Annotated in this window: 22 protein-coding genes; 8 read left to right on the top strand and 14 right to left on the bottom strand. The window is 64.1% G+C overall.

Annotation, left to right across the window (positions count from 1 at the left end):
- A complete protein-coding gene (locus ACOGXH_RS10755; RefSeq protein ID WP_419929106.1) occupies positions 1-1023 on the bottom strand; it encodes an LLM class flavin-dependent oxidoreductase in 1023 nt (340 codons plus the stop codon).
- Between the two features lie 35 nt (positions 1024-1058).
- On the opposite strand from ACOGXH_RS10755, the gene ACOGXH_RS10750 reads away from it, so the two are divergent.
- Together ACOGXH_RS10750 and ACOGXH_RS10745 are read left to right on the top strand one after the other, a co-directional pair.
- On the top strand, positions 1059-2585 hold the full coding sequence (locus ACOGXH_RS10750) for a class I adenylate-forming enzyme family protein (protein ID WP_419929105.1): 1527 nt from the start codon (positions 1059-1061) through the stop codon (positions 2583-2585).
- A gap of 16 nt (positions 2586-2601) precedes the next feature.
- Complete coding sequence (locus tag ACOGXH_RS10745) at positions 2602-3129, top strand: pyridoxamine 5'-phosphate oxidase family protein (protein ID WP_419929104.1); 528 nt, start codon at positions 2602-2604, stop codon at positions 3127-3129.
- Positions 3130-3156: 27 nt separating this feature from the next.
- Here the strand turns inward: ACOGXH_RS10745 and ACOGXH_RS10740 are convergent, their stop codons facing one another.
- Entirely contained in the window at positions 3157-5106 is a 1950-nt protein-coding gene (locus ACOGXH_RS10740) for an ABC transporter permease (RefSeq protein WP_419929103.1), read from the bottom strand.
- A gap of 10 nt (positions 5107-5116) precedes the next feature.
- Positions 5117-6076 carry a quaternary amine ABC transporter ATP-binding protein gene (locus ACOGXH_RS10735; RefSeq protein WP_419929102.1) on the bottom strand — a complete coding sequence of 320 codons (960 nt, stop codon included), beginning with the start codon at positions 6074-6076 and terminating at the stop codon, positions 5117-5119.
- A gap of 151 nt (positions 6077-6227) precedes the next feature.
- Between ACOGXH_RS10735 and ACOGXH_RS10730 the strand changes: the two genes are divergently transcribed.
- Positions 6228-6845 (top strand): TetR family transcriptional regulator, encoded by a 618-nt coding sequence (locus ACOGXH_RS10730; RefSeq protein WP_419929101.1) that lies wholly within the window; start codon positions 6228-6230, stop codon positions 6843-6845.
- Here ACOGXH_RS10730 and betA read toward each other — a convergent pair.
- Together betA and ACOGXH_RS10720 are read right to left on the bottom strand one after the other, a co-directional pair.
- Positions 6806-8458 (bottom strand): choline dehydrogenase, encoded by a 1653-nt coding sequence (gene betA, locus ACOGXH_RS10725; protein WP_419929100.1) that lies wholly within the window; start codon positions 8456-8458, stop codon positions 6806-6808. The two genes, ACOGXH_RS10730 and betA, sit on opposite strands and share 40 nt — an antisense overlap.
- A gap of 81 nt (positions 8459-8539) precedes the next feature.
- A complete protein-coding gene (locus ACOGXH_RS10720) occupies positions 8540-9520 on the bottom strand; it encodes an ABC transporter substrate-binding protein (RefSeq protein ID WP_419929099.1) in 981 nt (326 codons plus the stop codon).
- A 168-nt stretch (positions 9521-9688) separates the two neighbouring features.
- Here ACOGXH_RS10720 and ACOGXH_RS10715 point away from each other — a divergent pair, with 168 nt between their 5' ends.
- Complete coding sequence (locus tag ACOGXH_RS10715; protein WP_419929098.1) at positions 9689-10063, top strand: SgcJ/EcaC family oxidoreductase; 375 nt, start codon at positions 9689-9691, stop codon at positions 10061-10063.
- A gap of 37 nt (positions 10064-10100) precedes the next feature.
- On the opposite strand, the gene ACOGXH_RS10710 is transcribed toward ACOGXH_RS10715, so the two are convergent.
- The 4 genes from ACOGXH_RS10710 to ACOGXH_RS10695 are packed head-to-tail and all read right to left on the bottom strand — an operon-like array spanning position 10101 to position 13946.
- The gene (locus ACOGXH_RS10710; RefSeq protein ID WP_419929097.1) at positions 10101-11312 is read right to left on the bottom strand and encodes a DegT/DnrJ/EryC1/StrS family aminotransferase; all 1212 of its coding nucleotides are present in this window, start codon (positions 11310-11312) and stop codon (positions 10101-10103) included.
- Between the two features lie 11 nt (positions 11313-11323).
- Positions 11324-11803 (bottom strand): nitroreductase/quinone reductase family protein, encoded by a 480-nt coding sequence (locus ACOGXH_RS10705; protein ID WP_419929096.1) that lies wholly within the window; start codon positions 11801-11803, stop codon positions 11324-11326.
- Between the two features lie 17 nt (positions 11804-11820).
- Positions 11821-12687 (bottom strand): amidohydrolase family protein, encoded by an 867-nt coding sequence (locus ACOGXH_RS10700; protein WP_419929095.1) that lies wholly within the window; start codon positions 12685-12687, stop codon positions 11821-11823.
- A gap of 56 nt (positions 12688-12743) precedes the next feature.
- Entirely contained in the window at positions 12744-13946 is a 1203-nt protein-coding gene (locus tag ACOGXH_RS10695) for an amidohydrolase family protein (RefSeq protein ID WP_419929094.1), read from the bottom strand.
- Positions 13947-14088: 142 nt separating this feature from the next.
- Between ACOGXH_RS10695 and ACOGXH_RS10690 the strand changes: the two genes are divergently transcribed.
- Genes ACOGXH_RS10690 through meaB form a run of 3 tightly spaced genes read left to right on the top strand, consistent with a single transcriptional unit; the run spans position 14089 to position 18958 of the window.
- Positions 14089-15792: a methylmalonyl-CoA mutase family protein gene (locus ACOGXH_RS10690; RefSeq protein ID WP_419929093.1), complete on the top strand. Its 1704-nt coding sequence runs from the start codon at positions 14089-14091 to the stop codon at positions 15790-15792.
- The gene (gene scpA, locus ACOGXH_RS10685) at positions 15789-17987 is read left to right on the top strand and encodes a methylmalonyl-CoA mutase (RefSeq protein ID WP_419929092.1); all 2199 of its coding nucleotides are present in this window, start codon (positions 15789-15791) and stop codon (positions 17985-17987) included. Before ACOGXH_RS10690 ends, scpA begins: the two co-directional genes overlap by 4 nt.
- The gene (meaB, locus tag ACOGXH_RS10680) at positions 17984-18958 is read left to right on the top strand and encodes a methylmalonyl Co-A mutase-associated GTPase MeaB (protein ID WP_419929091.1); all 975 of its coding nucleotides are present in this window, start codon (positions 17984-17986) and stop codon (positions 18956-18958) included. The genes scpA and meaB overlap by 4 nt, the downstream gene beginning before the upstream one ends.
- Positions 18959-19084: 126 nt before the next feature.
- Here the strand turns inward: meaB and ACOGXH_RS10675 are convergent, their stop codons facing one another.
- On the bottom strand, positions 19085-20218 hold the full coding sequence (locus ACOGXH_RS10675) for a citrate/2-methylcitrate synthase (RefSeq protein WP_419929090.1): 1134 nt from the start codon (positions 20216-20218) through the stop codon (positions 19085-19087).
- 83 nt (positions 20219-20301) lie between these two features.
- On the opposite strand from ACOGXH_RS10675, the gene ACOGXH_RS10670 reads away from it, so the two are divergent.
- Positions 20302-21480: a citrate/2-methylcitrate synthase gene (locus ACOGXH_RS10670; RefSeq protein WP_419929089.1), complete on the top strand. Its 1179-nt coding sequence runs from the start codon at positions 20302-20304 to the stop codon at positions 21478-21480.
- A 4-nt stretch (positions 21481-21484) separates the two neighbouring features.
- Here the strand turns inward: ACOGXH_RS10670 and ACOGXH_RS10665 are convergent, their stop codons facing one another.
- The 4 genes from ACOGXH_RS10665 to ACOGXH_RS10650 form a co-directional block, all read right to left on the bottom strand.
- Positions 21485-22276: an amino acid ABC transporter ATP-binding protein gene (locus ACOGXH_RS10665; RefSeq protein WP_419929088.1), complete on the bottom strand. Its 792-nt coding sequence runs from the start codon at positions 22274-22276 to the stop codon at positions 21485-21487.
- Positions 22273-23772, bottom strand: a complete 1500-nt coding sequence (locus ACOGXH_RS10660) for an amino acid ABC transporter permease (RefSeq protein WP_419929087.1) — start codon at positions 23770-23772, stop codon at positions 22273-22275. The genes ACOGXH_RS10665 and ACOGXH_RS10660 overlap by 4 nt, the downstream gene beginning before the upstream one ends.
- 4 nt (positions 23773-23776) lie before the next feature.
- Complete coding sequence (locus tag ACOGXH_RS10655) at positions 23777-25324, bottom strand: ABC transporter permease subunit (protein WP_419929086.1); 1548 nt, start codon at positions 25322-25324, stop codon at positions 23777-23779.
- Positions 25325-25429: 105 nt separating this feature from the next.
- A complete protein-coding gene (locus tag ACOGXH_RS10650) occupies positions 25430-26563 on the bottom strand; it encodes an amino acid ABC transporter substrate-binding protein (protein ID WP_419929085.1) in 1134 nt (377 codons plus the stop codon).
- Positions 26564-26621: the final 58 nt, after the last annotated feature.

Here is a 26621-nt window from a genome sequence, read left to right as displayed (position 1 = left end):
TTAGCGGCAGAAAACAGGGGCGACGACGTCGGCGAAGGTGCGCATCCAGCCCTCTTTGTCCTCCATGAACTGGGCCAGCACCATCTTGTTGACGCCCCGTTCGGCCAACTCGGTCAACCGGTCAATGCAGTATTCGGGTGGGCCGGCGATGGTGCCCCGACTGGCCAGGAATTCAGTGAGGCCGTGCTTGTCGGCCAGCCCGGCGTTGACGTTGGCGCCGTCGGCGAAGGCGTGGTGGCGGCTGTCGTACTCATCCATCATGGCGACCAGCCGGGGTTTGATGTCCTCGGGAAGGCCTTTCCCGTCCATGTGAAATCGGTAGACGTGGTTGGCAGTTCCCGCGATCAGGAACTTGATCTGCTCCAGTCCGGCCTCCTCCGACTCGGCGAACAGCAGGTTGGCGAACCACCAAATTTCGATCTCATCAGGGTCTCTCCCGACTGAGCGGGCGCCTGCGGCGACGTTGTCCCGGACGATGTCGCACACGTCAGCGGGCAGGCTGTTGGAGAGGATCACCCCGTCGGCTATCTGCCCGGCCATGAACTGGGTGCGGGGCCCTTCGGCGGCGATCCACACCGGTACGGGGGCGGGACCCCATCGCATGTGCAGGTCCTTGCCCTGCCAGCGTGCTGTCTCGCGGTTGCTGAGCGCTTTGACCGCGGCGGTGTAATCCCGGAGGTAGTCCACCGATGCCGGTTTCTCTCCGATGTTGAGCAGCGCGCTGTCGCCCGAGGCGATCCCGTAGCGGAACCGCCCTCCGGAAATCTGCTGGAGCGCCATGGCGGTGGAGGCGGCCGCGGCCGGGTGGCGGGTGACGGGGTTGGTGACCGTGGTGGCCAGCAGCGCCTTGTCGGTGTGGTTGGCGGCCACAGAAAGGGTGAGGAATGGATCGGCCCACAGCGACTGGGAGTCGCCCGCCACCACCATCGAGAAGCCGGAACTCTCCACTTGGCGGGCCCAAGCCCCGTAGGTGGTGAGGTCTTCGGGGACTTTGCCGGTGCCGAATGCAATGGATGCGCTCATGGCCTGAGGATAGAGGCCTCTCGTAGCATGGGCCGGTGCCGGACGTCGCCCCGATCGACTTCAGCGAACCCCTGTCCCTGGGCCCGCTTCTGGAGCGGGCGGTGGCCGCAGTGCCCGACAAGACCGCCCTGGTGGGAGCGCGGGGACGCCAGACGTATGCCGAACTGGTCGACGAGGTGTCCCGTACCGCCGCGGCACTAGGTGAATTGGGGGTGCGTGCCGGCGACCGGGTCGCGGTTTCGCTGGGCAACGACATCGACATCGTGACCGCCCTGATGGGCATCTGGGCCCAGGGAGCGGTGTTCGTGGGGGTTCACACCGTGCTGGCCCCGCCGGAGAAGCGCTATCTGATAGACGACTGCGAGCCCTCGCTGTATCTCACTGCCGATGCCGACGAAGATGTGGGCACCCCCCGGGTGATCGGCCTGGACGAGTGGCGGGCGAGAGTGGCCGAGGCCGAGCCCCTCGACCCGTGGCCCGAGTGCGATCCGCTGGCGGTGGCGGCCATCGCCTACACCTCGGGCACCACTGGCAACCCCAAGGGGGTGATGCACAGCCAGCACAATGCCCTGTTGCCGGGGGCAGTGGCTGTGGCCCGGGGTAGCTACGACGCCGATGACGTGTTCTTGTGCGTCCACCCCCTGACCATCCTGAATCTCCAGGTGCTACACGGCCTGACCACCATCCAGGCGCTGGCCGTCTGCGCCATTGCCGACCGCCACGATCCGGTGTCGCTGGCCCGCTGGATCAAACAGGAGAGGGTTACCCATTTCGCGGTGGTCCCCACCGTGGCGTACGACCTGCTGACCCATCCCGAGGTAAATCCCGACGACCTGTCCACCCTCACCAAGCCCCGGGTGGGAGGCGCGGCGATGCCGGAGTCAGTGAAGCTGCTGTTTGAGGAGCGATTCGGCACCAAGCCGGCCACCAGCTTGGGAATCACTGAGGGGCCGACGCTGGTGACCCGCCAAGATCCCGACCGTCCGATCATTGAAGGAAGCTGCGGACGGGCGCTGCCCCACATCGACGTGCGGGTGCTGGACGACGACGATCGGCCGGTGGAGGTGGGAGAGGTGGGGGAGATCTGCTTCGGCCCTCGCCAGGACGGCCCTTGGGCCGGGGTGTACCGCACCATGCTGGGCTATTGGGGCCGTCCCGAGTTGTCGGCCGAGACGCTGCGAGGCGGGATGGTCCACTCCGGCGACCTGGGCCGACTTGATGCCGATGGCGAGCTGTACATCGTGGAGCGCCGCAGCCAGATGATCATCCGGGGCGGCAACAACATCTACCCCGCCGAGATCGAGCGGGTGTTAGGGGCCGACAGCCGGGTGGCCGAGTGCTGTGTGGTGGGTCGGCCCGACGACCGCCTCGGTGAGGTCGTGGTGGCATTCGTGCAGCCGGCTGACGGCGTCGCCCTGACGGCAGACGAAATGCTGGCGCGGTGCCGGGCCAATCTGGCCTCCTACAAAGTGCCTAGCGAGATTTGCTTCGTGGACGCCTTTCCCCGCAGTCCTCTGGGCAAGATCGCTCGATCCCAAGTACAAACAATGGCCCAAGGCTGAGCGGGCGGAGGCACCGATGAGCGAAGAACAACCACCCAGTGTGGGGACGGCCGACTACGAGGACGTAACGGAGTGGTGGCTGGACGCCGAAGCTGAGGAGGCCATGCTGGCTGCTCAAACCGAGTGCACGTTCATCTGGGCCAACAAGGAGGGGTGGCCGGTGGGGGTCATCATGAGCTTCATCTGGCGTGAGGGCCGATTTTGGCTCACGGCCAGCGGCCAGCGGGCCCGCATCGCCGCAGTGCGCCGAGACCCCCGAGTATGCATTGTGGTAACCAGCACCGGCGCGGCCGGCGTTCCCCGCCGGCAGACAGTGACCTACAAGGGCATATGCAACCTCCATGACGACGACGAGACCAAGGCCTGGTTCTATCCCGAGCTGGCCGCTGCCCTTCACCCTGATGAGGAAATGCAGGGCCACTTCACCCAATTCTTGGACTCTCCTCGGCGGGTGATCCTCGAGGTGGAGCCCACACAGCGCATATCTTTCGACGGCACCAAGCAGTCGGCTGCCACTGCGGCCTGGATTGAGGACACTCGCTGATCTAGAGGAACTGCGCCGCGGGGGTGCTCAAACCGCCGCCGGAGGGCGGAGGCGGTCGGCGATGGCCCGGGTGAGGCGGTCGAGGATGCTGGCCAGCAGCACGATGGCGATGCCTGCTTCAAAACCCCGGCCCACCGCGTCGCTGCGCCGCAGGCCCCGGACGGCCTCCAGGCCCAGCCCGCCGCCGCCGACCAACCCGGCGATAACCACCATGGCCAGGATCAGCATGATCACCTGGTTCACCGCCACCATCAGCTCGGGTGCGGCCAGCGGCATCTCCACCCGACGCAGACGCTGGCTGCGGGTCGCTCCAAAGCTCTCGGCGGCCTCGTGGATTTCGTCCGGTACCCGCCGCAACCCTAAGTCGGTGTAGTGGACCGCGGCCGGAAGCGCATAGATCACCGAAGCGATGATTCCGGGGATGCGGCCCACGTGGAAGAGGGTGATCACCGGCACCAGCAACACGAAGCTGGGGATGGTCTGAAAGAAGTCCAGCACCGGCTTCAAGGCCGTTCGCAGCAGATCATTGTGGGAGCTCATTATCCCCACTGGCAGACCGATGATCAGCGTGATGGCCACCCCCACGATGGTTTGGGCCAAGGTGTCCATGGACAGCGCCCACATGCCCAAGAACCCGATGGCGAACAACGCTGCTCCGATGCCGATGGCCAACCGGATGCCCCGAGCCCACAGACCGAGGACAACGCCGATCCCGATCATGGCCGGCCACGGGATGTCGGACGCCAGCAACTCTCGCAGAGGAGTGACGAACTCGAGGGTGACGAAGTCGCTGAACGGGCCGGTGCCGATCCCCGAGCCGCCGATGTCGTACAGGTTGTCCCGCGCCCAGTCAGTGGCGTCGTCCACATAGGGGGCGAACTGCCAATTCAGTGACTCGGGGAACGCGTTGTGGCCCAGCAGGCCACCGACGATGCCCACTGCTGCGACAACAAGGGTGAGCCACTTGATGGCTTGGGCATCGCGACCGGGGTCGGCGGTGGCGATGCCGGTGGAGAAGCGATCGAGCACGATGGCCATGATCACGATGGCGATGCCGGCCTCCGATGCCTTGCCCACTTCGATGCTCTGCATGGCCCGCAGCACCACTTGGCCCAGTCCGCCCGCGCCGATGAAGGCGGCGATGACCACCATGCTCATGGCCAGCATGGTGGTCTGGTTCATGCCCGCGAAAATGGCCGGTCGGGCTTGGGGCAGGCGGACCAGTCGCAGCGTCTGGCGCTCGGTGGCCCCGAACATCTCGGATGCTTCGACGGTGACCTGAGGAACGGTTCGAAGCCCAACCTCGGTCAGCCTCACCACCGGTGCAAGGGCGAAGATCACGGTGGAAATCAGCGCCGGTACCCGTCCAACCCCGAACAACAGCACGAAGGGAATCAGATAGACGAACCCCGGCATGGTCTGCATGGCGTCCAGGGTGGGGCGGACCACCCGGGCGACGGCGTCGCTGCGCCAGGCTGCGATTCCCAGCGGTATGCCGATGACCATGGAAATGAGAACCGATACCCCCATCAGCGCCAGGGTGGCGAAGGACTCCTCCCAGAGGTCGATCACTCCAATCAACGTCACACTGGCCAGGCCCAGTGCACCGGCCACTCGCCCCCGGGCCCACCACAGACCAACGCCGGTGAACAGCGGATAGGAGTACCACGGGAACCACCTGAGGACGGATTCCAACCGGCGGATGCCCCAGTCGATGGCGTCGGTGATGGGGTTCAAAAAAACGGTGTACAGCCAGTGGGAGGTCTGGTTGTTGATCAGCCATCGTCGGGCCCGGTCGATGGGGTCGGCCAGCCCGACATCCCAGGACTCTGGGAAGACATCGAAATTGGTGAACAGCCGGAAGAGCAGAACCAACACGACAATGGCGCCGACGGCCAGTACAAAGCGGGCCATACGGCTGTCAGACCCGGTTCGAAGCCCGTTGGCCTTGCGGCGGGCCTCGGTCACATTTGTCATGGCACCATTGTCATGGGCGGTTCTCAGAAATCACGCCTGCGACATCGTCCCCGTGGAGCAATCCCACCGGCGGCCCATCCTCATCGCACACCACCACGGGGGAGGTGGACCCGAGCAAGTGGGGGAGGGCGACCTCCAGAGGTGTTGTTGACGAGACCCGCGGCCAACCGGGGTCGATTGCGGCACCGTCGAGGGGCCGCATCAGCGTACAGGCCTGCAAGACCTTGGCCACCGGGGCATCCTGGGTGAACGCCCGCACATAGTCATCGGCCGGACTGGTGAGTATTTCCACCGGAGTGCCGACCTGAACGAAGGCCCCGTCGTTCATGATGGCGATCCGGTCGGCCAGCTTCAGCGCCTCGGCGAAGTCATGGGTGATGAATACCAGTGTCCGCTGGAGCTTCATCTGGAGGTCGATGAGCTCATCCTGCATGTCCCGGCGGATGAGCGGGTCGAGGGCCGAGAACGGCTCGTCGAAAAACAGCACTTCGGGATCGACGGCGAGGGCTCGGGCCAATCCCACCCGCTGTTGCATGCCGCCGCTGAGTTGTTGGGGATAGTGGTCGCCCCAACCGTCCAACCCGACCGTGTCCAACAGCTCCCGGGCACGGTCTTGTCGGTCTTGGCGATCTACTCCCTGCACCTCGAGTCCGTAGGCCACGTTGTCCACCACCTTGCGATGGGGGAACAGGCCGAAATGCTGGAACACCATGGCCATCTTTTGGCGGCGCAACTCGCGCAGTTTGGCGCTGTCTGCTTGGGTGAGCTCGGTGCCGCACAGCTCAACGGTTCCCTCGGTCGGCGCCACCAAATGGGAAACGCACCGGATGAGGGTGGACTTTCCCGAACCGGAGAGCCCCATGACCACGAACGTCTCCCCGGCGTCCACATGGAAGCTGACGTCGCGTACGGCCACCACGCTTCCCGTGGCGGTTTGGATCTCTTCACGGGTGGCCCCGGCCTGGGCCATCTCCCTTGCTTCGCGTGGCTTTCTTCCGAAGACTTTCCAGACGCCCTCAACTCGGACTTGGACTGTCTCGCTGGCTTTGTCCATTGCGCCCCAGTCCTAGACCTTACCGTCCGCTCAGACGGGTATCGGCTTGGAGTACCCTGACTCCGCAATGGCGGAATCGAAGGAGCGACCCAGGAATCTGCCAGTGCAGGAGCGTGCGGTGCTGACCCGTGACCGCATTCTGCAAGCGGCCGCCGAGGTGATCAAACAGGAGGGGGTGTCGTCGCTGACCCTCGACAAGGTGGCGGCCCAGGCCGGGGTGAGCAAGGGCGGCTTCCTCTATCACTTCGGCTCCAAAGACGCGTTGATCATCGGGCTTCTCAACCAGGTAATGGGAGTCCTCGACAACGAGCTCAATGTGCTGGCCGATGGCATTGACGCCCGCCGGGGAGCATTCGCCCTGGCCTATCTCGACTACGTGCGGGAGCCGACCCAGGCGGCCACCGATACGGCGGTGTCGATCCTGGCCGCAGCCGCGGTGGACGACGATCTGCTGGACAGCACGCGGGAAACTTTCGAAATCTGGCAAGACCGGCTTCGCCACGACGACGGTCTCGACGATGTGGTGGCGCTGTTGGCCCGGATCGTGGGCGACGGTCTCTGGCTCATCGACCTGTTCGGACTGGCACCGCCCACCGCGGAGGAACGCAGGAAGGTGATCGACCTGGTTTCCAACCTGATCGGCGATCATGGAGCGGCTCGGGACCTGATCGGTTCAGCGGAATAGACCGGGACGTCTTCGGGGGGAAGCGGCTCGCCACCCAGTATGAGGTCAGCTGCTTTTTCGGCAATCATCATCACCGGCGCGTAGATGTTGCCGTTGGTAACGGTGGGCATCACCGAGGCATCTACCACCATCAGCCCGTCGGTGCCGTGGACCTCCATTGTCTTGGGATGCACGACCGATTGGTCATCGGTGCCCATGCGGGCCGTTCCGGCCGGATGCAGCGCGGTCTCGGCATCGTGGGCCACCCAGTCCATGATCTGCTGATCGGTGGAGACATCGGGCCCGGGCGACAACTCCCCGGCGTTGTAGGGGGCGAACGCCGGTTGGTTCATGATGGTGCGGGTCACTCGGATGGTCTCCACCCACTCACGGCGATCTTGCTCGGTGGAGAGGTAGTTGAACTGAAGGGCAGGCTTGGTTTTGGGATCACGCGACTTGATCCGCAATTGGCCTCGGGCATCCGAGTACATGGGTCCCACGTGCACCTGGTAGCCGTGACCGCTGCTCGGCGATGAGCCGTCGTAGCGGATGGCCAGCGGCAAGAAGTGGAACATGAGATTCGGGTATGCCTCGTCGGGGTTGGAGCGCACGAAGCCACCCCCTTCAAAGTGGTTGGTGGCGCCCGGACCTGTCCGGGCCAGCCATTGCAGGCCGATCCAGGGCCGGCGCCACAGCTTGAGGGCTGGCTGCATGGACACTGGCTGGCTTGAGGCGTACTGGATGTACACCTCCAAGTGGTCTTGAAGGTTCTCACCCACGCCGGGCAGATCGGCGATCACCGGAATGTCCAGCGATTCCAGCAGATCGGCCGGACCCACTCCGGAGAGTTGCAGAAGCTGGGCCGAGCCGAATGCCCCAGCGCACAGCAGAACGTGCGCCCCCCGGGCGGTATGGGTCCGTCCCCTTCGCCGGTACTCAACGCCCACCGCCCGGTTCTGTTCGAACAGTACCCGACTGATGAGGGTGCCGGTCTCCACCTTGAGGTTCTTGCGATCCATCACTGGATGCAGGTAGGCCCGAGATGCAGAGAGCCGTCGACCTTTGTAGACGTTGCGGTCGAACGCCGCGAATCCCTCTTGGCGGTACCCGTTGACGTCGTCGGTCAACTCGAAACCGGCTTCTTGCACTGCCTTGAAGAAGGCGGTGAACAGGGGGCTGTCAGCCGGTCCCCGCTCCAATACCAGCGGCCCCTCGCCACCCCGCCACTGGTCTGGTCCGGCCAGGCAGGTTTCCAGGCGCTTGAAGTACGGCAGACAGTGGCGGTAGTCCCAGTTCTCCATGCCGGGCTCGGTGGCCCATTTGTCGTAGTCGGCGGGATTTCCTCGCTGGAAGATCATGCCGTTGATGGAACTGGAGCCGCCCAGCACCTTGCCCCGGGCGTGGTAGACCCGTCGTCCACCCATGTGGGGCTCGGGCTCGCTTTCGTATTTCCAGTCGTAGAAGCGACTGCCGATGGGAAACGCCAGGGCCGCGGGCATGTGAATGAACACATCCCACTTGTAATCCCGGCGCCCTGCTTCCAACACCAGAACTCGGGCGTTGGCGTCCGCGCTTAGACGGTTGGCCAACGCGCAGCCCGCAGAGCCGCCTCCGACGATGATGAAGTCGTACAACGACTGCTCCTAAAGAGAGAGGAAGAGAGAACCGGTGTCGGCAGCTCCCGCAAGCCGCCGACACCGGTTCTCAGCTGGAGCCTAGGAGGGGAGCCAAGCGCTCCAGACGCTCTCGTTGGCCTCGATCCACTGAGCTGCGGCATCATCCACGGACATTCCGTCGTTCTCAATGGCCGCCAGCATCGAGATCTGGTCGGCGGTGGAGTAGCTCATAGCCCGCAGGAAGTGATCTGCATCAGGGGCGTTCTCTGCCAGGTCGGCGTTGACGATCTTGAACAGGGCGTCTTCGGGATAGTCGCAATCGATGCCTCCATCGGCATCCCGGGCGTAGCACTCATCGCTGTAGGCGGGCAGGGCCACCCTGGTGAGGTCATAGGTGCCGAATGCCGAGTGCGGTGTCCAGAAGTAGAACAGCACCGGGTCTTCGCGGCTGTAGGCGGCGTCCAACGAAGCCAGGATGCCGGCCTCAGAGCCGACGTAGACAATCTCCAGCGGAAGCCCGAGATTGGCGATGATCTGCTCGTCGTAGATCGTCCAGCTGGGATCGCCGCTGAGGAACTGCCCTTTGTCGCCGGTTTCCGCGGTAGCGAACAATCCGGCTAGAGCAGGATCAGCGAAGCCCTCCCAAGTGGCCAGGGCCGGCTCGCGTTCCACCATGTAGGTGGGCATGAACCAGCCGATCTCGCCGACGGGGCCGATCAAACCGGCGTTGTCCACGTTGCCGTCGGGGCTGTCGATGTAGTCAGCCACGTTGTCGGCGTGACCCGATGGCCATACCTCCAGCGAAGCGTCGATGTCGCCGGTGTTTATCGCGGCCCACTGGGCGTTCTCGTCAATGTCGACAAATTCGACGGTGTAGCCGAGTTCGCTCTCCAGCAGTTGGGCGGCTACCGCCACGTTGGCCGCTGAGCCGTTCCACGGGTTGACCGCCAACGTGATCGTTGACTGAGAGCCTCGGGAGTCGTCGTCGTTGCCGCAGCTGACAGCAACGAGTGCCAGAACCGCCAAGAGCACGGCGATAATCCTCCAGCTTCGGGTCGACTTGGTCTTTTCTGTCCGCATGGGATCCCCCCTAAGTTCAATCGCCAAAAACAGGCTAGCTGGACTGTTTTCTAAAATAGCACATCCCTGAGCCGTGCGCTAGAGGCTCTTGGTCATTTGGCAGAGCAGGCATGCTGGGGGCCATGCTGGGCGTCCCGATAAGACGATTCGACGATAGGAGAGAAAGCGATGTCTGATCTGCCGACCGATCCCAGCGAACTGGTGAGTGCGTTCTGCGCCGCGTGGGCCAATGGCGATGCCGATGAGCTGATGGCCTACTTCACTGACGACGCCGTCTACCACAACGTGCCGATGGATCCTTTGGAGGGGGCCGAGGCCATTCGGGGGTTCTTGGAGGGGTTCTTCGCCACGTCCGGAGGCATAGTGTTTGAGACCCACCACCAAGCGGCCAACGGCAATGTGGTCCTGAACGAGCGAACCGATTACATCAATTCCGGCGACGGGAAGCTGGCGTTGCCGGTGTGCGGCGTGTTTGAGGTGCGCGATGGGCGCATCGCCCGCTGGTCGGACTACTTCGACATGGGACAGTTCGCCGGCGGCTGAGAGCGTCGCCGGCCCGGCCCCTATTCAGCGGGGCGGCTCAGCCCCCGAACAGCTCGGAGAGGGTGTCCACCACGTACCCGACGTCATCTGATCCCAGCCCGTGGTGGGTGGGGATGCACAGCGCATGGCTCATTACCAAGTCGGCGTTGGGGAAACCGTCGGCCGGAGCCCGGTGCTCGATATTGGAGAAGCCGGGCTGGCGGAGGATGTTGCCGGTCCAAACCATGCGGGACTGCACATTGCGGTCTTCGAGGAAGTTCTGCACATCGGTACGGTCGTACCCCGACTCGGGCCGCAGGATGAACCCGTATCGCATCCAGGTGGTCTCCAGTTCGGGGGTGGTGCGGGGGAGGATCACCTTGTCGGTGTAGTTGACCAGCAGATCGTTGTAGCGATCGAAGGCGTGCTGACGGCGGGCGTTGAACTCCTGGAGCTTGGAGAGCTGCACCAGCCCGTAGGCCGCCCCCAGCTCGGAGGGCTCGAGGTTGTAGCCCAGGTCGTCGAAGATGAAGATCTGGTCGTACATGGTGCCGTCGTCCAGCGGGCCCCAACGGGTGTCCTGCCCCTTGCGGGAGCCGTAGAGGTAGGACTCTGACCGCCGTCCCCAGCGGCGCCGGGTCAGGCACTTGTCGTGAATCTCGGGATCGTCCATGGCCACCATGCCGCCGTTGCCCGCGCAGGTGAGCGAGTGGGATATGGCGAAGCTGGTGAGGCTGATGTCGCTGCGGGCGCCGATTCGAGTGCCCCGCAGCCGGGTGTCCAACACGTCGCAGGAGTCCTCGATCACCTTCAGCCCGTGCTCGTCGGCAATGGCCCGGATCACGTCCCAGTCGGGACAGTTGCCCATCAGGTTGGGGGTCATGATGGCCCTGGTGCGGGGGCCGATCATCTCGGGGATGCGGTTCACGTCGATCTGGAAGGTGTCGGGCTCCACATCGACGAAAACCGGCACCAGGCCCAACTGGATGATGGAGGACACGTCGGTGGAGAAGGTGAGCACCGAGGTGATGATCTCGTCACCGGGCTCCAGGTCGAGCAGCCCGATGCCCAGCAGCAGCGCCGAGGAGCCGGAGTTGACCATCACCCCCAGTTCCTTGCCCAGCACCGTGGACACCTCGTCCTCGAAGCGGGCCACGTTCTCGCCGATGTTGAGGTCGCCCGAGCGCAGAACTTCGAGCACGGCTTCGATCTCCCGCTCGTCTTGGATGGCCCCGGCTGGCGGCAGGGTGCGGACTGGTTGATTCGCCACGGCTGTCGAACCTAAGCGGGGCGCTGCTCTACCAGCCGCACCAGGGGTATGCGGCGGTGGGGGGCCTTGGTCTGGTAGTCGGCGTACCAGGCCCGGTCGGCCACCAGGCCGTCCCAGGTGGCCTGGTAGTCGTCGCCGTCGCAGATATCGGCCACGGCCCAGAACTGCTGGCCCTCCTCGGTGATGAGCAGCTCGGGATTGGCCTCTTTGTCGGCCAGGTTGAAGTACCACGACGGGTGGGCCTTGGCCCCGGCGTATGACGCCACCACGATGCGGTGGCCGTCGGGATCGCGCCAGTAGGGCAGAGCCACCTTGTGCTCATTGCCCGAGCGCCGGCCGATGGTGCGGACTACCACATGGTGCATGCCCGCCTGGCTCCACACCATGGGGCTATCGCTGGACTCCATGGCCTCGACGTGCATCTTTGAGATGACCGGGATCTCCTCCAGGGAAGGGGTTTCCCAGGTTTGCTCAACTCGTTGATCGCTCATGTTGTGTCTCCTGTCGCTCAATCCAATTTGAGAACTCGGCGGGCGTTCTCCCGCAGGAATCCGGGCCAAACCTTGTCCCGGAATGGAACGTCCTTCATGTCGGTCATGATCCGCTCTAGCGAAAGGCCCATAGGAAAGTAGCCGGCGTAGATGACCTTTTCGGCCCCTCGGGTGTTGGCGTAGCGGATGATGGCCTCGGGGTAGTGCTTGGGGGCGAAGGCCGAGGTGGAGTAGTGCAGCCCGGGCCACTTCAACATGAGCTTCACGGCCAGGTCCTCCCACGGCTCGCAGCCGTGGCGGGTGACGAAGGTGAGCTCGGGGAAGTCGTACATCACCCGGTCGATGCGCTCCACATGCTGGGGGGAGAACGGGAACCGGGGGCCGGGCACGCCGGCGCACACGAAGATGGGCAGTTCGAGCTCCACGCACTTGGCGTAGATCGGGTAGAACTTGGCGTCGTCGATTGCTACCTGGGGGATGCAGCCCGCGGGGAATGCCCCCACCGCTTTGACGCCCCACTCCCGGTGGAGTTGGTCGATGCGGCGCACTTCTCCCATCACGTCGTTGGGGTCGACGCTCATGGAAGGGATGAACCTCTCTGGGAAGTCCTTCAGTGCCCGCTGGCCGGAATCGTCCTCGCAGGAGACCAGGGCCAGCTCGATGTTGAACCGGTCCATTTCCTTGAGCGTTACCTGAATGGGGTCGTCATCGGTGCCGTACAGCTCCTTGGGCACGCCTTTGAACATGTACTCCACGGGGAAGTCGAACTCCTCGGACGACTGGGTGTCTTTGGTCTGGGACCGGATGAAGTCGTAGGTGGAGAAGTCCGGTTTGGGAAACCCGATCATGGTGTCGATGATCGGAATGTCGGTGGGCATGGCCATGGTGTTGGACCCTTTCGATCGGCTGGTCGGGTGGTTGATGCTCAGGCGGCCGTTGCTCAGGCGGCTTGGGCGGAGCGGGGGTTGATCACGTTCCAGGCATTGTCCCGCATCATGGCCTTGGCCTCGGCATCGGTGAAGTTGGGGATGTCGTAGATGAAGTCGGTCGGCACCTCCAGCCCCTCGGCGTGGGGGTAGTCGGAGCCGAACAGCATGTGGTCGGCGCCCATCGTCTCTTTGATCAGGTCGATGTCGTCCTCGTAGTAGGGCGATACCCACACATGGGCCAGGAACTGGTCAACCGGGTCGGTCTGGAACTCGTTGGGCATCTTGCCGTAGGCGATCTTGAGCTCCTCTACCAGCCGGGGGGCGAACATCCCCCCGTTCTCGATGCAGGCGATCCGCAGGTTGGGATGGCGGTCGTACAGGCCGTGGCACACCATGGCCGCCATGGTGTCGAAAATCTGGCGGTCGTGGCCAGTGACCTGCTTGAACGTGGAAGTACGGAACGACTGGAAGTCCTCGGTCGGCTCCCACATCTCGTTGTATTCGTGCAGGCCGCCGTCGCCGCCGTGCATCCCCACGGTGATGCCGGCCTCAGCCAGACGGGCCCACACCGGGTCGTAGTCGGGCATTCCCGGCGATTGGCTCCCGCCGTCGGCGGTGGGCACCGGACCGGGCACCATCACCACCATGCGGGCGTCGTTGTCCAAGGACCACTCCACTTCGGAAATGGCCCAGTCCACGTCGATCATCGAGATCATGGGAGCGGCGAAGATGCGCTCTTGGTAGGCGAAGCCCCAGTCCTCGGCCAGCCAGCGGTTGAATGCGGTGAAGGCCGCCATAACCGCCGGAGGGTCGTGGCGCAGGGATTGCTCCATGCCCACACCCAGAGTGGGGAAGAACAAGGCGGCCTCGATGTTCTGGGCGTCCATGAGCTCGAGGCGCTTGTCGCGGTCCCGGTACTCGGGCCGCTCAGAGATGGGGTCAAGTTCGCCGAACATAGTCTTCACGTCCACCCCGTCTTTGTTGCGGCCCCGGAAAAAGTCTTGGAGAGCCCCCGGCTTGGACACCGGGTCGAACGTGGGGTTGGGGATGAACCGGTTGACCTTGCCCGCCACCAGCAAGCGCTGCTTGCCGTCGATGTTGGCCCACTGCATGCAGCGCTTCTTCATGGCCGGGTCGATGTGGCGAATGAAAGCGTCGGTGGCCTCGTAGTAGTGGTTGTCGGCGTCGAACACCTTGAACGGCAGGTCTGCCATTTTGCACCTCTGGGTGGGGGAGGGAACGCCTTGATTTTCCTCCTCGTTGGGAATCGGCCACAAGTTGCGCGGCTAAAAGGGACGGTCGGTCTTCGTTTTCCAAGGCGGGAAGACTGTGGGCCAGGACGTACCATTCAGAGTTGTGAGCGACGCCGTGATGAGCCTGGCCGCCGATTTCGATCCGGCCGGGCGGGACCAGTGGATGGAGCTGGTGGAGCAAGTGCTGCGGGGCGCGCCGTTCGACAAGAAGCTCGTTCACAAGACATATGACGGTGTCGATATACAACCGCTCTACACCGGTGACGACCACGCTGGCGATACCAGCCTCCCCGGTGCCGCGCCATTCACCCGGGGCAGCAGGGCTGCCGGCGGGGCGTGGCAGGTCCGCCAGGCCCATTGCCGTGCTACCGGCAACCGGGCTGCGCTGGACGACCTGAGCGGGGGAGCTGATGCCATAGAGCTTCACATCGACGGCGAAACCAGCTTTGAAGAGCTCGACGACCTGCTCGATGGTATTCCCGCCACGGTGCCGATCATGCTGGCGCCGGGGAGCGAGGCCGCGATCTGGCACCTGGTCGATCTGTGGGACAGCAGGGGAGTGGCCAGGGAGAAGGCTCTCGGCGGTTTTGGGATGGACCCCCGAGACCCTGCGGTTGCTGAGGCAGTGGCCAATACCTTGAACCTGAATTACTCCAACGTGTTGGTTTCTGTTGTCAACGGGGCGCGGCTGGCTGATCAGGGGGCCACCGAAGCCCAGGAGCTGGCCGGATCCCTGGCCGACGGAGTTGCCTACCTGCGGGCCTGCGAACAGGCGGGCATCGAGCTGGCACCGGCGGCCGACAGGCTGGAATTCCGCTACGCCGCGGGAGTGGACCAGTTCTTGACCATGGCCAAGCTGCGCGCCGCCCGCCGTCTGTGGGCCCGGGTGACCGAGGCTTGTGGCGTCGAGCCCGCCGCCCAGCGACAGCACGCGGTGACCGCCGGGGCCATGATGACCCGCCGCGATCCGTGGGTGAACATGATCCGCACCACTGTGGCCTGTTTCGCCGCCGCGGCGGGCGGGGCCGATGCCATCACCGTCAGCCCCTATGACTCGGCCATTGGAGTGCCCGACCCGCTGGGGCTGCGGATCGCCCGCAATACTCAGCTGCTGCTTCGGGAGGAGTCCCACATAGATCAGGTGATCGACCCCTCGGGCGGTGCCTATTACATCGAATCGCTCACTGATGCCCTGGCGAGCGAGGCCTGGGGTCTGTTCCAGGAGCTGGAGTCGGGAGCAAGTCTCTCGGAGCGAATTGATGCCGCCCACGAAGCCCGCAGCCGGGATGTGGCCACCCGCCGTTTGCCGCTTACCGGTGTGAGCGAGTTCCCCGACTTGGATGAGCCGGCCGTCGATCGGCCACTGGTGGTGCCTGATCCCGCGTTGCGCCGCCTGGCCGATCCGTTCGAGGCATTGCGGGATGCCGCTGAGGCCAGCCCTTCTTGCCCGACCGCATTCTTGGCCAGCCTGGGCTCCATATCCGTCCACACGGCCCGGACTGCATTTTCCGCCAATCTGCTGGCTGCCGGGGGAATCAGCGCCGTTGGCGGAGATGGATATGACACGCCGGCCGAAGCGGCCTCGGCGTGGAAGGCGTCGGGCACGCCCATCGCGGTGATGTGCTCTTCCGACGATTTGTACGAAGAGCACGCCGTCGCCGCAGTGGCCGCCCTCAGAGAAGCCGGATGCGGATATGTGCTGCTGGCCGGCCGTCCCGATGATCGGTGGGGGGCCGACGGCTACATCTTCATGGGGTGCGACGCGCTGGCTGCCCTGCGCGCCATCCACGAGAGGCTGGGCCTGTGACCGTCCCCGACTTCTCCCTCGTCGACCTCCACGCCCCGCCGGTTTCCGGCGCCAACGGCATGGGTTGGGCCGACCTGGTGGCGGCGCAGACCGGGGAGAGCCCCGACCGCCTCATCTGGGCTACCCCCGAGGGCTTCGGCGTGCGCCGGCTCTACACCGCCGAGGATCGGACGCCGCTGGATTTCTGCGACACCTACCCGGGGCTGGAGCCGTATCTGCGGGGCCCCTACGCCACCATGTACGCCACCCAGCCGTGGACCATTCGCCAATATGCGGGATTCTCCACCGCCGAGGACTCCAACGCCTTCTACCGCCGCAACCTGGCTGCCGGCCAGAAGGGCCTGTCGGTGGCCTTCGACCTGGCCACCCATCGGGGTTACGACTCCGACAACCAGCGGGTGAGCGGCGATGTGGGCATGGCCGGGGTGGCCATCGACTCCATTCTCGACATGCAGATCCTGTTCGACGGCATCCCGTTGGACCAGATGACCGTGTCGATGACCATGAACGGCGCAGTGCTGCCGATCCTGGCCATGTACATCGTGGCCGGCGAAGAGCAGGGAGTGGCGCCCGAGAAGCTGGCCGGGACCATCCAGAACGACATCTTGAAGGAGTTCATGGTCCGCAACACCTTCATCTACCCCCCGGCGCCGTCGATGCGGATCATCTCCGACATCTTCGCCTTCACCTCGGCCAACATGCCCAAGTTCAACTCCATCTCCATCTCCGGCTACCACATGCAAGAGGCCGGGGCCACCCTCGACTTGGAGCTGGCTTACACCCTGGCCGACGGGGTGGAGTATGTGCGGGCCGGGTTGGACTCGGGGCTGGATATCGACGCCTTCGCCCCCCGGCTCAGCTTCTTCTGGTGCATTGGCATGAACTTCTTCATGGAGGTGGCCAAGCTACGGGCCGCCCGCCTGCTGTGGGCCAAGCTCATGCGCCCCTTCAATCCGTCCAATCCCCGGTCGCTGTCGCTTCGCACCCATAGCCAGACCTCGGGGTGGAGCCTCACCGCCCAAGACGTTTTCAACAACGTGGTCCGCACCACCATCGAGGCCATGGCCGCCACCCAAGGCCATACCCAGTCGCTGCACACCAACGCATTGGATGAAGCCCTGGCCCTGCCCACCGATTTCTCGGCCCGGATCGCCCGCAACACCCAGCTCCTGTTGCAGCACGAGTCGGGCACCTGCCGAGTAGCCGACCCCTGGGGCGGTTCGTACTACGTGGAGCGGCTCACTCACGACCTAGCCCAACGGGCGTGGGAGCACATCAGCGAGGTGGAGGCCGCCGGCGGAATGGCCGAGGCCATCGAGGCTGGGATTCCCAAGATGCGCATTGAGGAGGCGGCCGCCCGTACTCAGGCCCGAATCGACTCTGGCGCCCAGACGGTGGTGGGGGTGAACCGCTACCAGGTGGACGGCGAAGAGGGCATCGAGGTCCTCAAGGTGGACAACGCCGAGGTCCGGGCTTCCCAGATCGCCCGGCTGGAACGGCTGCGGGCTGAGCGGGACAACGAGGCCTGCGGTCGTGCTTTGGACGCGTTGACGGCGGGCGCTGACCGCCCGGTCGGAAGCGCGGACTCCAATTTGCTGGCCCTGGCCGTGGATGCGGCCCGAGCCCGGGCCTCAGTGGGAGAGATCAGCGACGCGCTGGAGAAGGTGTATGGTCGCCATGCGCCCCGGATCCGAACGATCTCCGGGGTATACCAATCAGAGATGGGACAAAGCGACGGCAACGGTAGCGGCACCGTCCAGGTGCGAGAAGCGGTAGACGGTTTCGCGTCTCGAACCGGACGTCGGCCCCGCATTTTGGTGGCCAAGATGGGCCAAGACGGCCATGATCGGGGCCAGAAGGTGATTGCTACCGCGTTTGCCGACCTCGGTTTCGACGTGGACGTCGGGCCGCTGTTCCAAACCCCGGCCGAGGTGGCCCGCCAGGCGGTGGAAGCCGACGTTCACATCGTGGGGGCGTCGTCGCTGGCCGCCGGGCACATGACCCTGGTGCCCGAGCTGCGGGCTGAGCTGAAACAGCTTGGGCGAGGCGACATCATGATCGTGGTCGGCGGGGTGATTCCGTCCGGCGACCACGACGAGTTGCGGGCCGCGGGGGCCGAAGCCATCTTCGGCCCCGGCACCGTGATCGCCGACGCGGCCCTGGAACTGCTGGCCGCCTTGGACGACCGCAAGTGATCGACCTCGACGCCTGTGTCGAGGGGGTGCTAGGGGCCGACCGCACTTGGCTGGGCCGGGCGGTCACCCTGATGGAGAGCACCAAACCCGATGATCGGGAGTCGGCTACCGAGCTTCTCCAGAGACTGCTGCCCCACACCGGTGGCGCTCGCCGGGTGGGTATAACCGGTGTGCCCGGGGTGGGGAAGTCCACCTTCATCGACGCATTGGGCACCTACCTCACCTCCCAGGATCACCGGGTGGCGGTGCTGGCGGTGGACCCGTCCTCGTCGGTGTCGGGGGGCAGCATCCTGGGCGACAAGACCCGGATGCCCAACCTGGCAATTGACGATGCTGCCTACATCCGCCCGTCGCCGTCCTCCGGCTCGCTGGGCGGGGTGACCCGCACCACCCGCGAGACCATGACCGTGGTGGAGGCGGCCGGGTTCGACGTGGTTCTGGTGGAGACCGTGGGGGTGGGTCAATCGGAGACTGCGGTTGCCGACATGGTGGACTTCTTCCTGGTGATGATGCTGCCCGGGGCGGGCGACGAGCTTCAGGGCATCAAGAAGGGCGTGCTTGAGCTGGCCGACGCCCTGGTGGTGAACAAGGCCGACGGCGGCAACGAAATTGCCGCGCAACGGGCGGTGCGGGACTATCGGGCGGCGCTAGCCATGACCGCTCCGGACAATCCCAATTGGGTTCCCCCGGTGCTGGCGGTCAGCGCTATCGAGGGCACCGGCCTCGACCAGGTGTGGGACCAGATCCAGGCCTACTTCCAGGTGCTGGCCGACTCCGGGGAACTCGCCGGCCAGCGTGCTGGCCAGCAAGTGCGGTGGATGTGGGCCATGGTGGAGGATCGCCTCCGCGATCGCCTACAGGCCTCCTCGGAGGTAGCAGATTTGGCTATCCAGTTGGAACAGCAGGTAGCTGCTGGCCAGACCGCTCCTGCGGCCGCGGCGGACCAAATCTTGGCTGCTTTTGATAGCTGACCATTTGGGTCATCCGGGCGGCGGGTCCTGTCGCTCTACGGCGGCCTGGCGTGCTACGCGTGCGCCAGGTCCGCCACCGGCGCCACCCCCCGCCCTCTAGGAGTGAAGCGGCGGGCGGGTCACCATCTAATCGGAGTTGTGTAGGGGCCCGGTGTAGCGGGCGCTGGGGCGCATGATCTTGTTGTTGGCCGCTTGCTCCAGCAGGTGGGCGCCCCAGCCGACGACTCGACTGGTGGTGAAGGTGGGGGTGAAGGCCTCTTGGGGCAGGCCGGCCAGGTGGAGCACCACGCCGGCGTAGAACTCCACATTGGTGACGATCACCGCATTGGGCTTCCACTCGGCCAGATAGGCCAGGATGCGGCTCTCGATGTCGAGGGCTCGGTCCACCAACTCTCCGCCCAACTCAATGGCGACGGCCTTCAGGGTCGCGGAGCGGGGGTCGGCCGCCCGGTAGACCGCGTGGCCAAACCCCATGATCTTGCGCCCGGCCTCCAGCTCAGCGGCGATCCAAGGCACGGCGTTGTCGGGATGCCCGATGGCGTGAAGCATGTCCAGCACTCGGCCCGGCGCCCCGCCGTGCAGCGGACCGGCCAGCGCGGCGAGCGCTCCGCCCATGGCTCCAGCTACGTCGGTGCCGGTGCTGGTGATGACTCGAGCAGTGAATGTGGAGGCATTGAAGCCGTGGTCGGCGGTCAGGCACAGATAGGTCTCCACTGCCCGGGCATGCTCAGGGAGCGGCGTCTCGCCCAGGGTCATGCGCAAGTAGTCGGCGCTGTGGGACAGCGACTCGTCAGGTTCGAGCGGCTCAGCACCTGAGCGGATGCGGTTGACTGCCGCCAATACCGTGGGGGTGATGCCGATGGCCTGCATGACCGCGTCCCGCCGCTCGTCCGAGCCAAGGTCCAGTGTGGGCCGGGGATCGACTACCACTCCCAGCACGCTTCGCAATACCGACATTGGCGGCAGATCGGTCTTGGCCAGGGCAGAGACCATTTCTGCCGCATCCGGCGTCAGACGGCGGGCCGCAGCCAACTCGGACCGAAAATCCTCCTCGGCTGTCGGGTCGGGAAGTGAGCCGTTCAAGAGCAGGTGGGCCACCGCTTCAAAGGAGTTGCTTCGAGCCAGTGCCGCGGCACTATGGCCTCGATAGTGGTACCACCCCTCATCCCCGCGAACTGAGCCCACCTCCGTGTCGGCCACGATCAAGCCCTTCAGGCCAGGAGGAGCGATGTTCTCAGTCAATGGGGAAACGGCATTCATGCCGCCCATTATCGTCGTGTATCGATATATTGACTACATTGATCAATGTCTACATTGATTAGTCAATATAGGGGGGTGTCGATATGGACCATTGGCTTACCAGTTCTGAGGCAGCCGCCCGTCTCGGCGTCAAGCGGGCCACCCTCTACTCCTATGTGAGCCGCGGTCTGCTGGAGCGAGCAGTCGACTTAGACGGACGCAGCTCGCGTTTCGACCCCGAAAGCGTGGATCGCCTTCGCAGTCGCTCCAGAAATCGAGGTGAAGGCGAAGTCGGCGTTCTGGTCTCTTCTGGCATTACCCAGGTGGCTGACGAAGAGTTGCGAGTGCGGGGTCGCAATTTGATCGGGCTGTCGGCCGAAACCCGGTTTGAAGAGGCCGCCGACTGGGTTTGGGGCGCAGAGCCAAATGGCCAATGGCCCAATGGAGATGAGGGTAGAGACGTTGCCCGCCGTGTGCAGGATCTATTGCCGGATGGCGCACCGATGATTGATCGTCTTCGTGTCGCGGTCAGTGTTGCATCGGCCACCGATCCCCTTCGCAACGATCTTTCACCATCGTCAGTTCGGGGTGTGGGCAGACGGGTAATCGACTTGATGGTCGATTCGCTTCCCCTGGTTACTGGTAAACGAGGTGGCGATTTGGCTGACAGGCTGTGGTGCCGACTGGCCCCGGGACGGTCCAATGCCCGCCATCGCGCCGTTCTCAACCGGGCACTGGTTCTGTTGCTGGACCACGGGCTGGCCAGTTCCACCCTCGGTGTTCGAGTGGCGGCATCAGTGCGAGCCGATCCCTATTCGGCAGTGGCCGCTGGTCTCGGCATCCTGGGTGGACGGCTGCACGGCGCCGCCAGCGCTCCGGTTCATCAGATCTTCCAAGAAGCGGTTACGAGTGGCGATCCTGCCGGGGCATTGGGGGAGGCCCAGCGCCGCACGGGCCGCACCCCCGGATTCGGCCATTCGATCTACCGCCAGAACGATCCTCGATACAGCGCACTCATGGAGTCCATTGCGGGGGCATGGGCAACGCACGAGCATCTTCCCCTGGTGCTGACGGTGCAGAGCCTGGCGTCGGAGCGTACTGATGCGCCCGCCACCATTGATTTCGCATTGGGCGCCCTTACGTTCTTGGCCGGCATGCGCCTTGAAGCTGGCGAGGCGATATTCGCCATCGCCCGCACCGCGGGTTGGATCGCCCACGCCCTAGAGGAATACGACGAAGACCCGCTCCGCTTCCGATTCCGAGCCCGCTACACGGGGAGCTAGAACGTCAGAGGATCTGGGAGAGGAAGAGCTGGGTGCGTTCTTCTTGGGGGTTGGTGAAGAAGTGCTCGGGCTCGCCCACTTCGACGATCTCGCCGTCGGCCATGAAGATGACCCGGTCGGCGGCCTCTCGGGCGAAGCCCATCTCGTGGGTGACCACGATCAGGGTCATGCCTGTTTTGGCAAGTTCCAGAATCACTTCTAGAACTTCAGAGATCATCTCGGGGTCAAGGGCCGAGGTGGGCTCGTCGAACAGCATGATCTTGGGCTGCATAGCCAGGGAGCGGGCGATGGCCACCCGCTGCTGCTGACCGCCGGAGAGCTGGCCGGGGAACTTGCGAGCCTGTTCGGGGATCTTGACCCGCTCCAGCAGCTCCATGGCCCGGTCTTCAGCCTGCTTCTTCGGCATCTTGAGCACTTGTCGGGGCCCCAGGGTGATGTTGTCGATCACGGTGAGGTGGGGGAACAGGTTGAATTGCTGGAAGACCATGCCGGTTTCCCGGCGGATTAGGGCGATGTTGCGCACGTCATCGGTGAGCTCGACGCCGTCCACCAGAATGCGACCCCGGTCATGGTGCTCCAACCGGTTTATGCAGCGGATGAGCGTGGACTTGCCCGAACCTGATGGACCGATCACCACCACCACCTCACCTGTCCCAACCCTCATGTTGATGTCCGTGAGCGCTTGGAAGGACCCAAAGAACTTGTCCACGGCCGCCATCTCGATGATGAGCTCCCGGCCGCCTATCTGGGTGGCGTCGCTGTTGACGTTGGATGTTGTAGTCGTTGTGTCTGTCATCGTTCTCCGACTCCGAGGTGGCGCTCAAGGCGCTGGCTTTCTTTGGACATGGTGTAACTGATGGCCCAGTAGGCGAAGGCCACAAAGACCAGGGTTTCGGCTATTGCGGTAGTCGAGTATTCCGCAGGCACGTGGATCAGCTCACGGGCCCTATAGAAGTCCCTGACGCTAATGATGGCGAACAGCGAGCTGTCTTTGAACAGGCTGATGAACTGGCCCACCATGGCGGGGATGACCGCTCGCAGAGCTTGGGGCAGCACGATAAGGCGCGTGACCCCGAACGGCTGGAGGCCGACTGCTTGGCCAGCTTCGATCTGGCCCTTGGGCACGGCCTGTAGCCCGCCGCGCACCACCTCAGCGACGTAGGCCGAGCTGAAAATGGTGAAGGCGATGATGGTTCGGGTCGTCAGCGATAGAGGGGTATCGACGTCAAGGAAGAAGTCGATGAAGGTCTTGGCGACAAGCAATAGGGCGATGAACGGTATCCCTCGGAAGATCTCGATGTAACCCACGCAGAGCCAGCGCACCACCGGGAGCGAGGACCGCCGACCCACGGCCAGCAATAAGGCCAGCGGGAACGACAGGATGATGGCCGCTCCGGAGGCCACCAACGTGAGGTACAGACCCGACCAATGGTCCCAGCTCACACCGGAGGTGTCGCCGATGAGCCCGTAGGCGAGGCGGACTATGACTACTGAGATCACAATGGCGAAGATTTGGGCTACACGTCTCAGCCACACCAAATCTCTGACAGTGACGAGCCGCGAACGGCCGGAAATCGGCCACACCATCGAAGTTCCCAAGTACTTGGTGAAATCTCTGGCGTTCACCAAATGGAAGGCAACAAATGCGAAGAGACCACCAGTCCACCACCAGGCGTTTCCGCCCGTTCCCGAGACCACCTGGAAGGACACGATGGCCATGAAGGCTGCTGCATACCAGCAAGGCCGCCGCGCGGAGCGGGGCAGGCGCAAGGCTACCGAGCGCACGCCGAGCCCCACGACGAGGGTTGAGATCGTGAACAACGTTGGCCAGATGGTGCGGGTGAACACCAAAATGACCACCAGCAACAGGAGAATGGGCCAGTAGCGGCGCAGCAGATCGAGGGGTGAGGGGCGTTGTGGAGTCTCACCGGTGTCGTCGGCCCGGTCTTTGCTTCTGGCGGTGACCGTCCCCCAGGCCAACCCCAGGGCTGAGGCCACCAGGTACATCTGAGCCACCAGGCGCCACGTTTCGCTGCGAGGGAAGATGCCCACCATCAGCAGTGTGAGGTACCTTCGCACCGGCTCCCACTGCCCGGTGACAAAGATGAATCGCCCGCCGTAGTAGATGAGGATCGCACCCACTACGACGGCGATGACGGTGACCAGGCCGTTGTACCAGGTGTTGAACAGGTTTTTACGCAGCCACTCGCCAGGAGGTACCCGCATATCAGGGGGCAGGGCCGATTGGCTGTCCGTGGGGTTGGTTTCAGAGGGCGGAAGGGTGGCGGTCATCGGCTCATCGCTCTCTGAGCTGGATAGATCGGTTGTAGATATTCAAAAGCGCCGACACCAGGAGGTTGATTATCAGGTACACAAGCATGTGGATCAACAGCAACTGAGGTGCGGGGAAGTTGATGCCCCAGGCAGTGATGACGATGAGCGTGAGATCGGGATAGGCGACGACGATGCCTAGGGAAGTGTTCTTGATGAGGTTGGCGCATTCGCTGATATACGGGGGTATGGCGATTCGCTGGGCCTGGGGAAGCACCACATGGCGGTAGCGCTGGCCAGACTTCAGCCCTACTGCCATTGCCGCCTCGGTCTGTCCTTTGTGAACGGCCAGGATTGACCCGCGGATGATCTCGGCCACAAAGCTGGCTGTGTAGAGGCCCAAGCCGAGGGTGAGTGACATGTAGCCGGAATTGGTGCTGAACCCCCCGGACACTCGACGCCCGCTCTCTGAAATCGCGGGCCACGACCACGAGTAGGGCCCGCCCAAGGCCACAAAGCACACCACCACGATCGCTGCGAAGACTCCCAGAGACCACAGCACGCGGTGATGAGGTTCGCCGGTGGCGTTGTTGTGCTGAGACCGCCATCTCCAAACGGCCACCGCGATGAGGGCTGCCACCAGCACAAACAGCCAGAACAACCCGACGTTGTTTTCTGAGGCTAGCGACGGGATGCCCCATCGATCCTTGCTGATGATGATCCAGTTGCTGTCGGAGCCGAAGAACTTTCCTTGCCATGGAGGGCTGGCAGCGGTGAACGGGGGGAGGGGACCGTAGGTAAAGAGGGCGAAGCCGAAGAAGACGATCACTACCAGTGGCGGAATGTTGCGCAGGCTCTCGACGAAAAGGCTCGCCCCTTTGGCCACTAGCCAGTTGGAGGAGAGTCGGGCGATTCCCACGAACAGGCCCACCACGGTGGCGATGAGTACTCCGACTATTGAGGCAACGACGGTGTTTTGGAGGCCGACGAGCAGCGCCTTCCAAACTGGATCGCGTACCCCCAGTCCGAACGCATCACGAACCGCCACACCGTAGGGCTTGTCGAGAAAGTCGAAGTCCTTGGGTAGACCGACCTCGTCCATGCTCGAGATGAGGTTGTGGAACATCCATCGGATGAGGGCCACAACCACAACCACGGCCAGCACCTGTGCGACCAATCGAAGAACTCGCACGTCCCGCCAAAGCGCGGGGATGCCGGGTTCTGGCACCCGCGGATCGCTGGACGACACCACTCGTCTTTGGGATCCGTCGTGGATGGAGCGGATACCAATAGCGGCCATGCCCGGCGTTTGCCCGATGCGTGTTGCGTCAATGACAACGATGGCAAGGATGGCCACAGGCACTGGAACAAGGAACATCCAGGCCAGGGCCAGTTCGGAAATGTCGCTGTAGTTGTCCAGCAGACGCAGACCCAGTTGCCAAACCGAGATGACTCCCACGAGGGTCAGAATCACAAGGTCGGCCACCAGGGCCAGCACTCGGCGGCTAGAGGGCGCGGAAGGCACTGCGGTGAGATCAGCTTGCATGCTGGCGAATTCAGCCGTGCTGCTCATAGCAGTGTGACCTTGAACACTAGACGAGAGCGGCCCACCGGCCGGTGACCGGTGGGCCGCTCATCATGTCAGTTGCTGCCCGTCACGAGACGAGCGGAGTTTTCCCTAGCGGTAGGGCGGGACGTACATGAGCCCGCCGTTTGACCAGAGATCGTTGACGCTGCCGGCGAGGACTCCCAACTGCGGATAGCGGTTGAAGATCTCCTCGTAGTTGCCGACCTGCTCCACCACATTGACGGCGAAGTCGGTGGGCAGGCCGAGGCCGGGATCGAAGCCGTCGCGCCCCAAGAAGTTCAAGATGTTGGGGTCGGTGCCGTCGTAGCTACCGATGTTGGAGGAGTCGAGTCCGAACTCCCAAGCCTGAACGGTGGCCATGGTGGCCCAGTTCACAACCTGTGCCCATTCGGTATCGCCGTCGCGTACCACGGTGCCGAGGGGCTCCTTCGAGATGAGCTCGGCCATGACGTGCTGTTCAGGGCCTCCTTCGCCTTCGATCTCGAACTTGAACACGCCGAGCACGCTGCTGTCGGCAGTCATCGCCTCGCACTGGCCTTCTTGGTAGGCCGGCACCAGGGTGTCGAAGCCCTCAAACGTAACCGGATTGAAGGGGATTCCCCGGGCGGCGAAAACCGCAGTGAGATTCAGCTCGGTGGTGGTACCGGTGCTCACGCAGATGTTGGCGTCGGCGAGGTCATCCAGGGTGGTGAAGCCGGTGGAGGCCGGCACCATGAGGCCCTGGCCGTCGTAGTACGTCGTGAACAAGAAGTTGGCGCCCTCGGTGCCGTCACGGGTGGCGGTCCACGTGGTGTTGCGGTTCATCACCTCGAACTGGCCTGAGGCCAGCGCAGTGAAGCGCTCGGCGCTGGTGACGGGCACGATCTCCACGGCATCGGCATCGCCGAAGATGGCGGCTGCCACCACGCGGCACATGTCGATGTCGAAGCCCTCGTATTGGCCGTCTTCGTTTAGCAGAGCGAATCCGGGAACGTCGTCACGGGAGCCGCACAGCACATGACCGCGATCCAGCACAGCCTGCAAGGTTCCACCGTCTTGAGAGGGAACGACCTCGACTGTTTCCTCAGGTGTTGCCTCTGGCGCCTCTGGGGCTGCCTCGGTGGCCGCCGGCTCTGGGGCAGGGGCGGCGCCGTCGTCATCATCGTTGCCGCACGATGCGGCAATTAGCGAGAAGGCCAGCACCAACCCGAGTAGGGCCAGCAAGCGGTGAACGGATTTCTGCATGTCAATGCTCCCAACGTTGGACTCAAGGGACGGGTAAGACGCTAGCGGCTGAATCGCG

Origin of the sequence: Candidatus Poriferisocius sp. (assembly GCF_965208355.1) — a bacterium.
Lineage (GTDB): Bacteria > Actinomycetota > Acidimicrobiia > Acidimicrobiales > Bin134 > Poriferisocius.
The sequence above is the reverse complement of the archived record's forward strand: the minus strand, read 5'-3'. Positions and strand labels throughout refer to the sequence as shown.

Bases quoted from the DNA above. Each gene is read 5' to 3' on its own strand.
- ACOGXH_RS10755 (WP_419929106.1), bottom strand. From the start codon at position 1,023: ATGAGCGCATCCATTGCATTCGGCACCGGCAAAGTCCCCGAAGACCTC.
- ACOGXH_RS10745 (WP_419929104.1), top strand. From the start codon at position 2,602: ATGAGCGAAGAACAACCACCCAGTGTGGGGACGGCCGACTACGAGGAC.
- ACOGXH_RS10740 (WP_419929103.1), bottom strand. From the start codon at position 5,106: ATGACAAATGTGACCGAGGCCCGCCGCAAGGCCAACGGGCTTCGAACC.
- ACOGXH_RS10735 (WP_419929102.1), bottom strand. From the start codon at position 6,076: ATGGCCCAGGCCGGGGCCACCCGTGAAGAGATCCAAACCGCCACGGGA.
- ACOGXH_RS10730 (WP_419929101.1), top strand. From the start codon at position 6,228: ATGGCGGAATCGAAGGAGCGACCCAGGAATCTGCCAGTGCAGGAGCGT.
- ACOGXH_RS10720 (WP_419929099.1), bottom strand. From the start codon at position 9,520: ATGCGGACAGAAAAGACCAAGTCGACCCGAAGCTGGAGGATTATCGCC.
- ACOGXH_RS10715 (WP_419929098.1), top strand. From the start codon at position 9,689: ATGTCTGATCTGCCGACCGATCCCAGCGAACTGGTGAGTGCGTTCTGC.
- ACOGXH_RS10705 (WP_419929096.1), bottom strand. From the start codon at position 11,803: ATGAGCGATCAACGAGTTGAGCAAACCTGGGAAACCCCTTCCCTGGAG.
- ACOGXH_RS10700 (WP_419929095.1), bottom strand. From the start codon at position 12,687: ATGGCCATGCCCACCGACATTCCGATCATCGACACCATGATCGGGTTT.
- ACOGXH_RS10695 (WP_419929094.1), bottom strand. From the start codon at position 13,946: ATGGCAGACCTGCCGTTCAAGGTGTTCGACGCCGACAACCACTACTAC.
- ACOGXH_RS10675 (WP_419929090.1), bottom strand. From the start codon at position 20,218: ATGAATGCCGTTTCCCCATTGACTGAGAACATCGCTCCTCCTGGCCTG.
- ACOGXH_RS10670 (WP_419929089.1), top strand. From the start codon at position 20,302: ATGGACCATTGGCTTACCAGTTCTGAGGCAGCCGCCCGTCTCGGCGTC.
- ACOGXH_RS10665 (WP_419929088.1), bottom strand. From the start codon at position 22,276: ATGACAGACACAACGACTACAACATCCAACGTCAACAGCGACGCCACC.
- ACOGXH_RS10660 (WP_419929087.1), bottom strand. From the start codon at position 23,772: ATGACCGCCACCCTTCCGCCCTCTGAAACCAACCCCACGGACAGCCAA.
- ACOGXH_RS10655 (WP_419929086.1), bottom strand. From the start codon at position 25,324: ATGAGCAGCACGGCTGAATTCGCCAGCATGCAAGCTGATCTCACCGCA.
- ACOGXH_RS10650 (WP_419929085.1), bottom strand. From the start codon at position 26,563: ATGCAGAAATCCGTTCACCGCTTGCTGGCCCTACTCGGGTTGGTGCTG.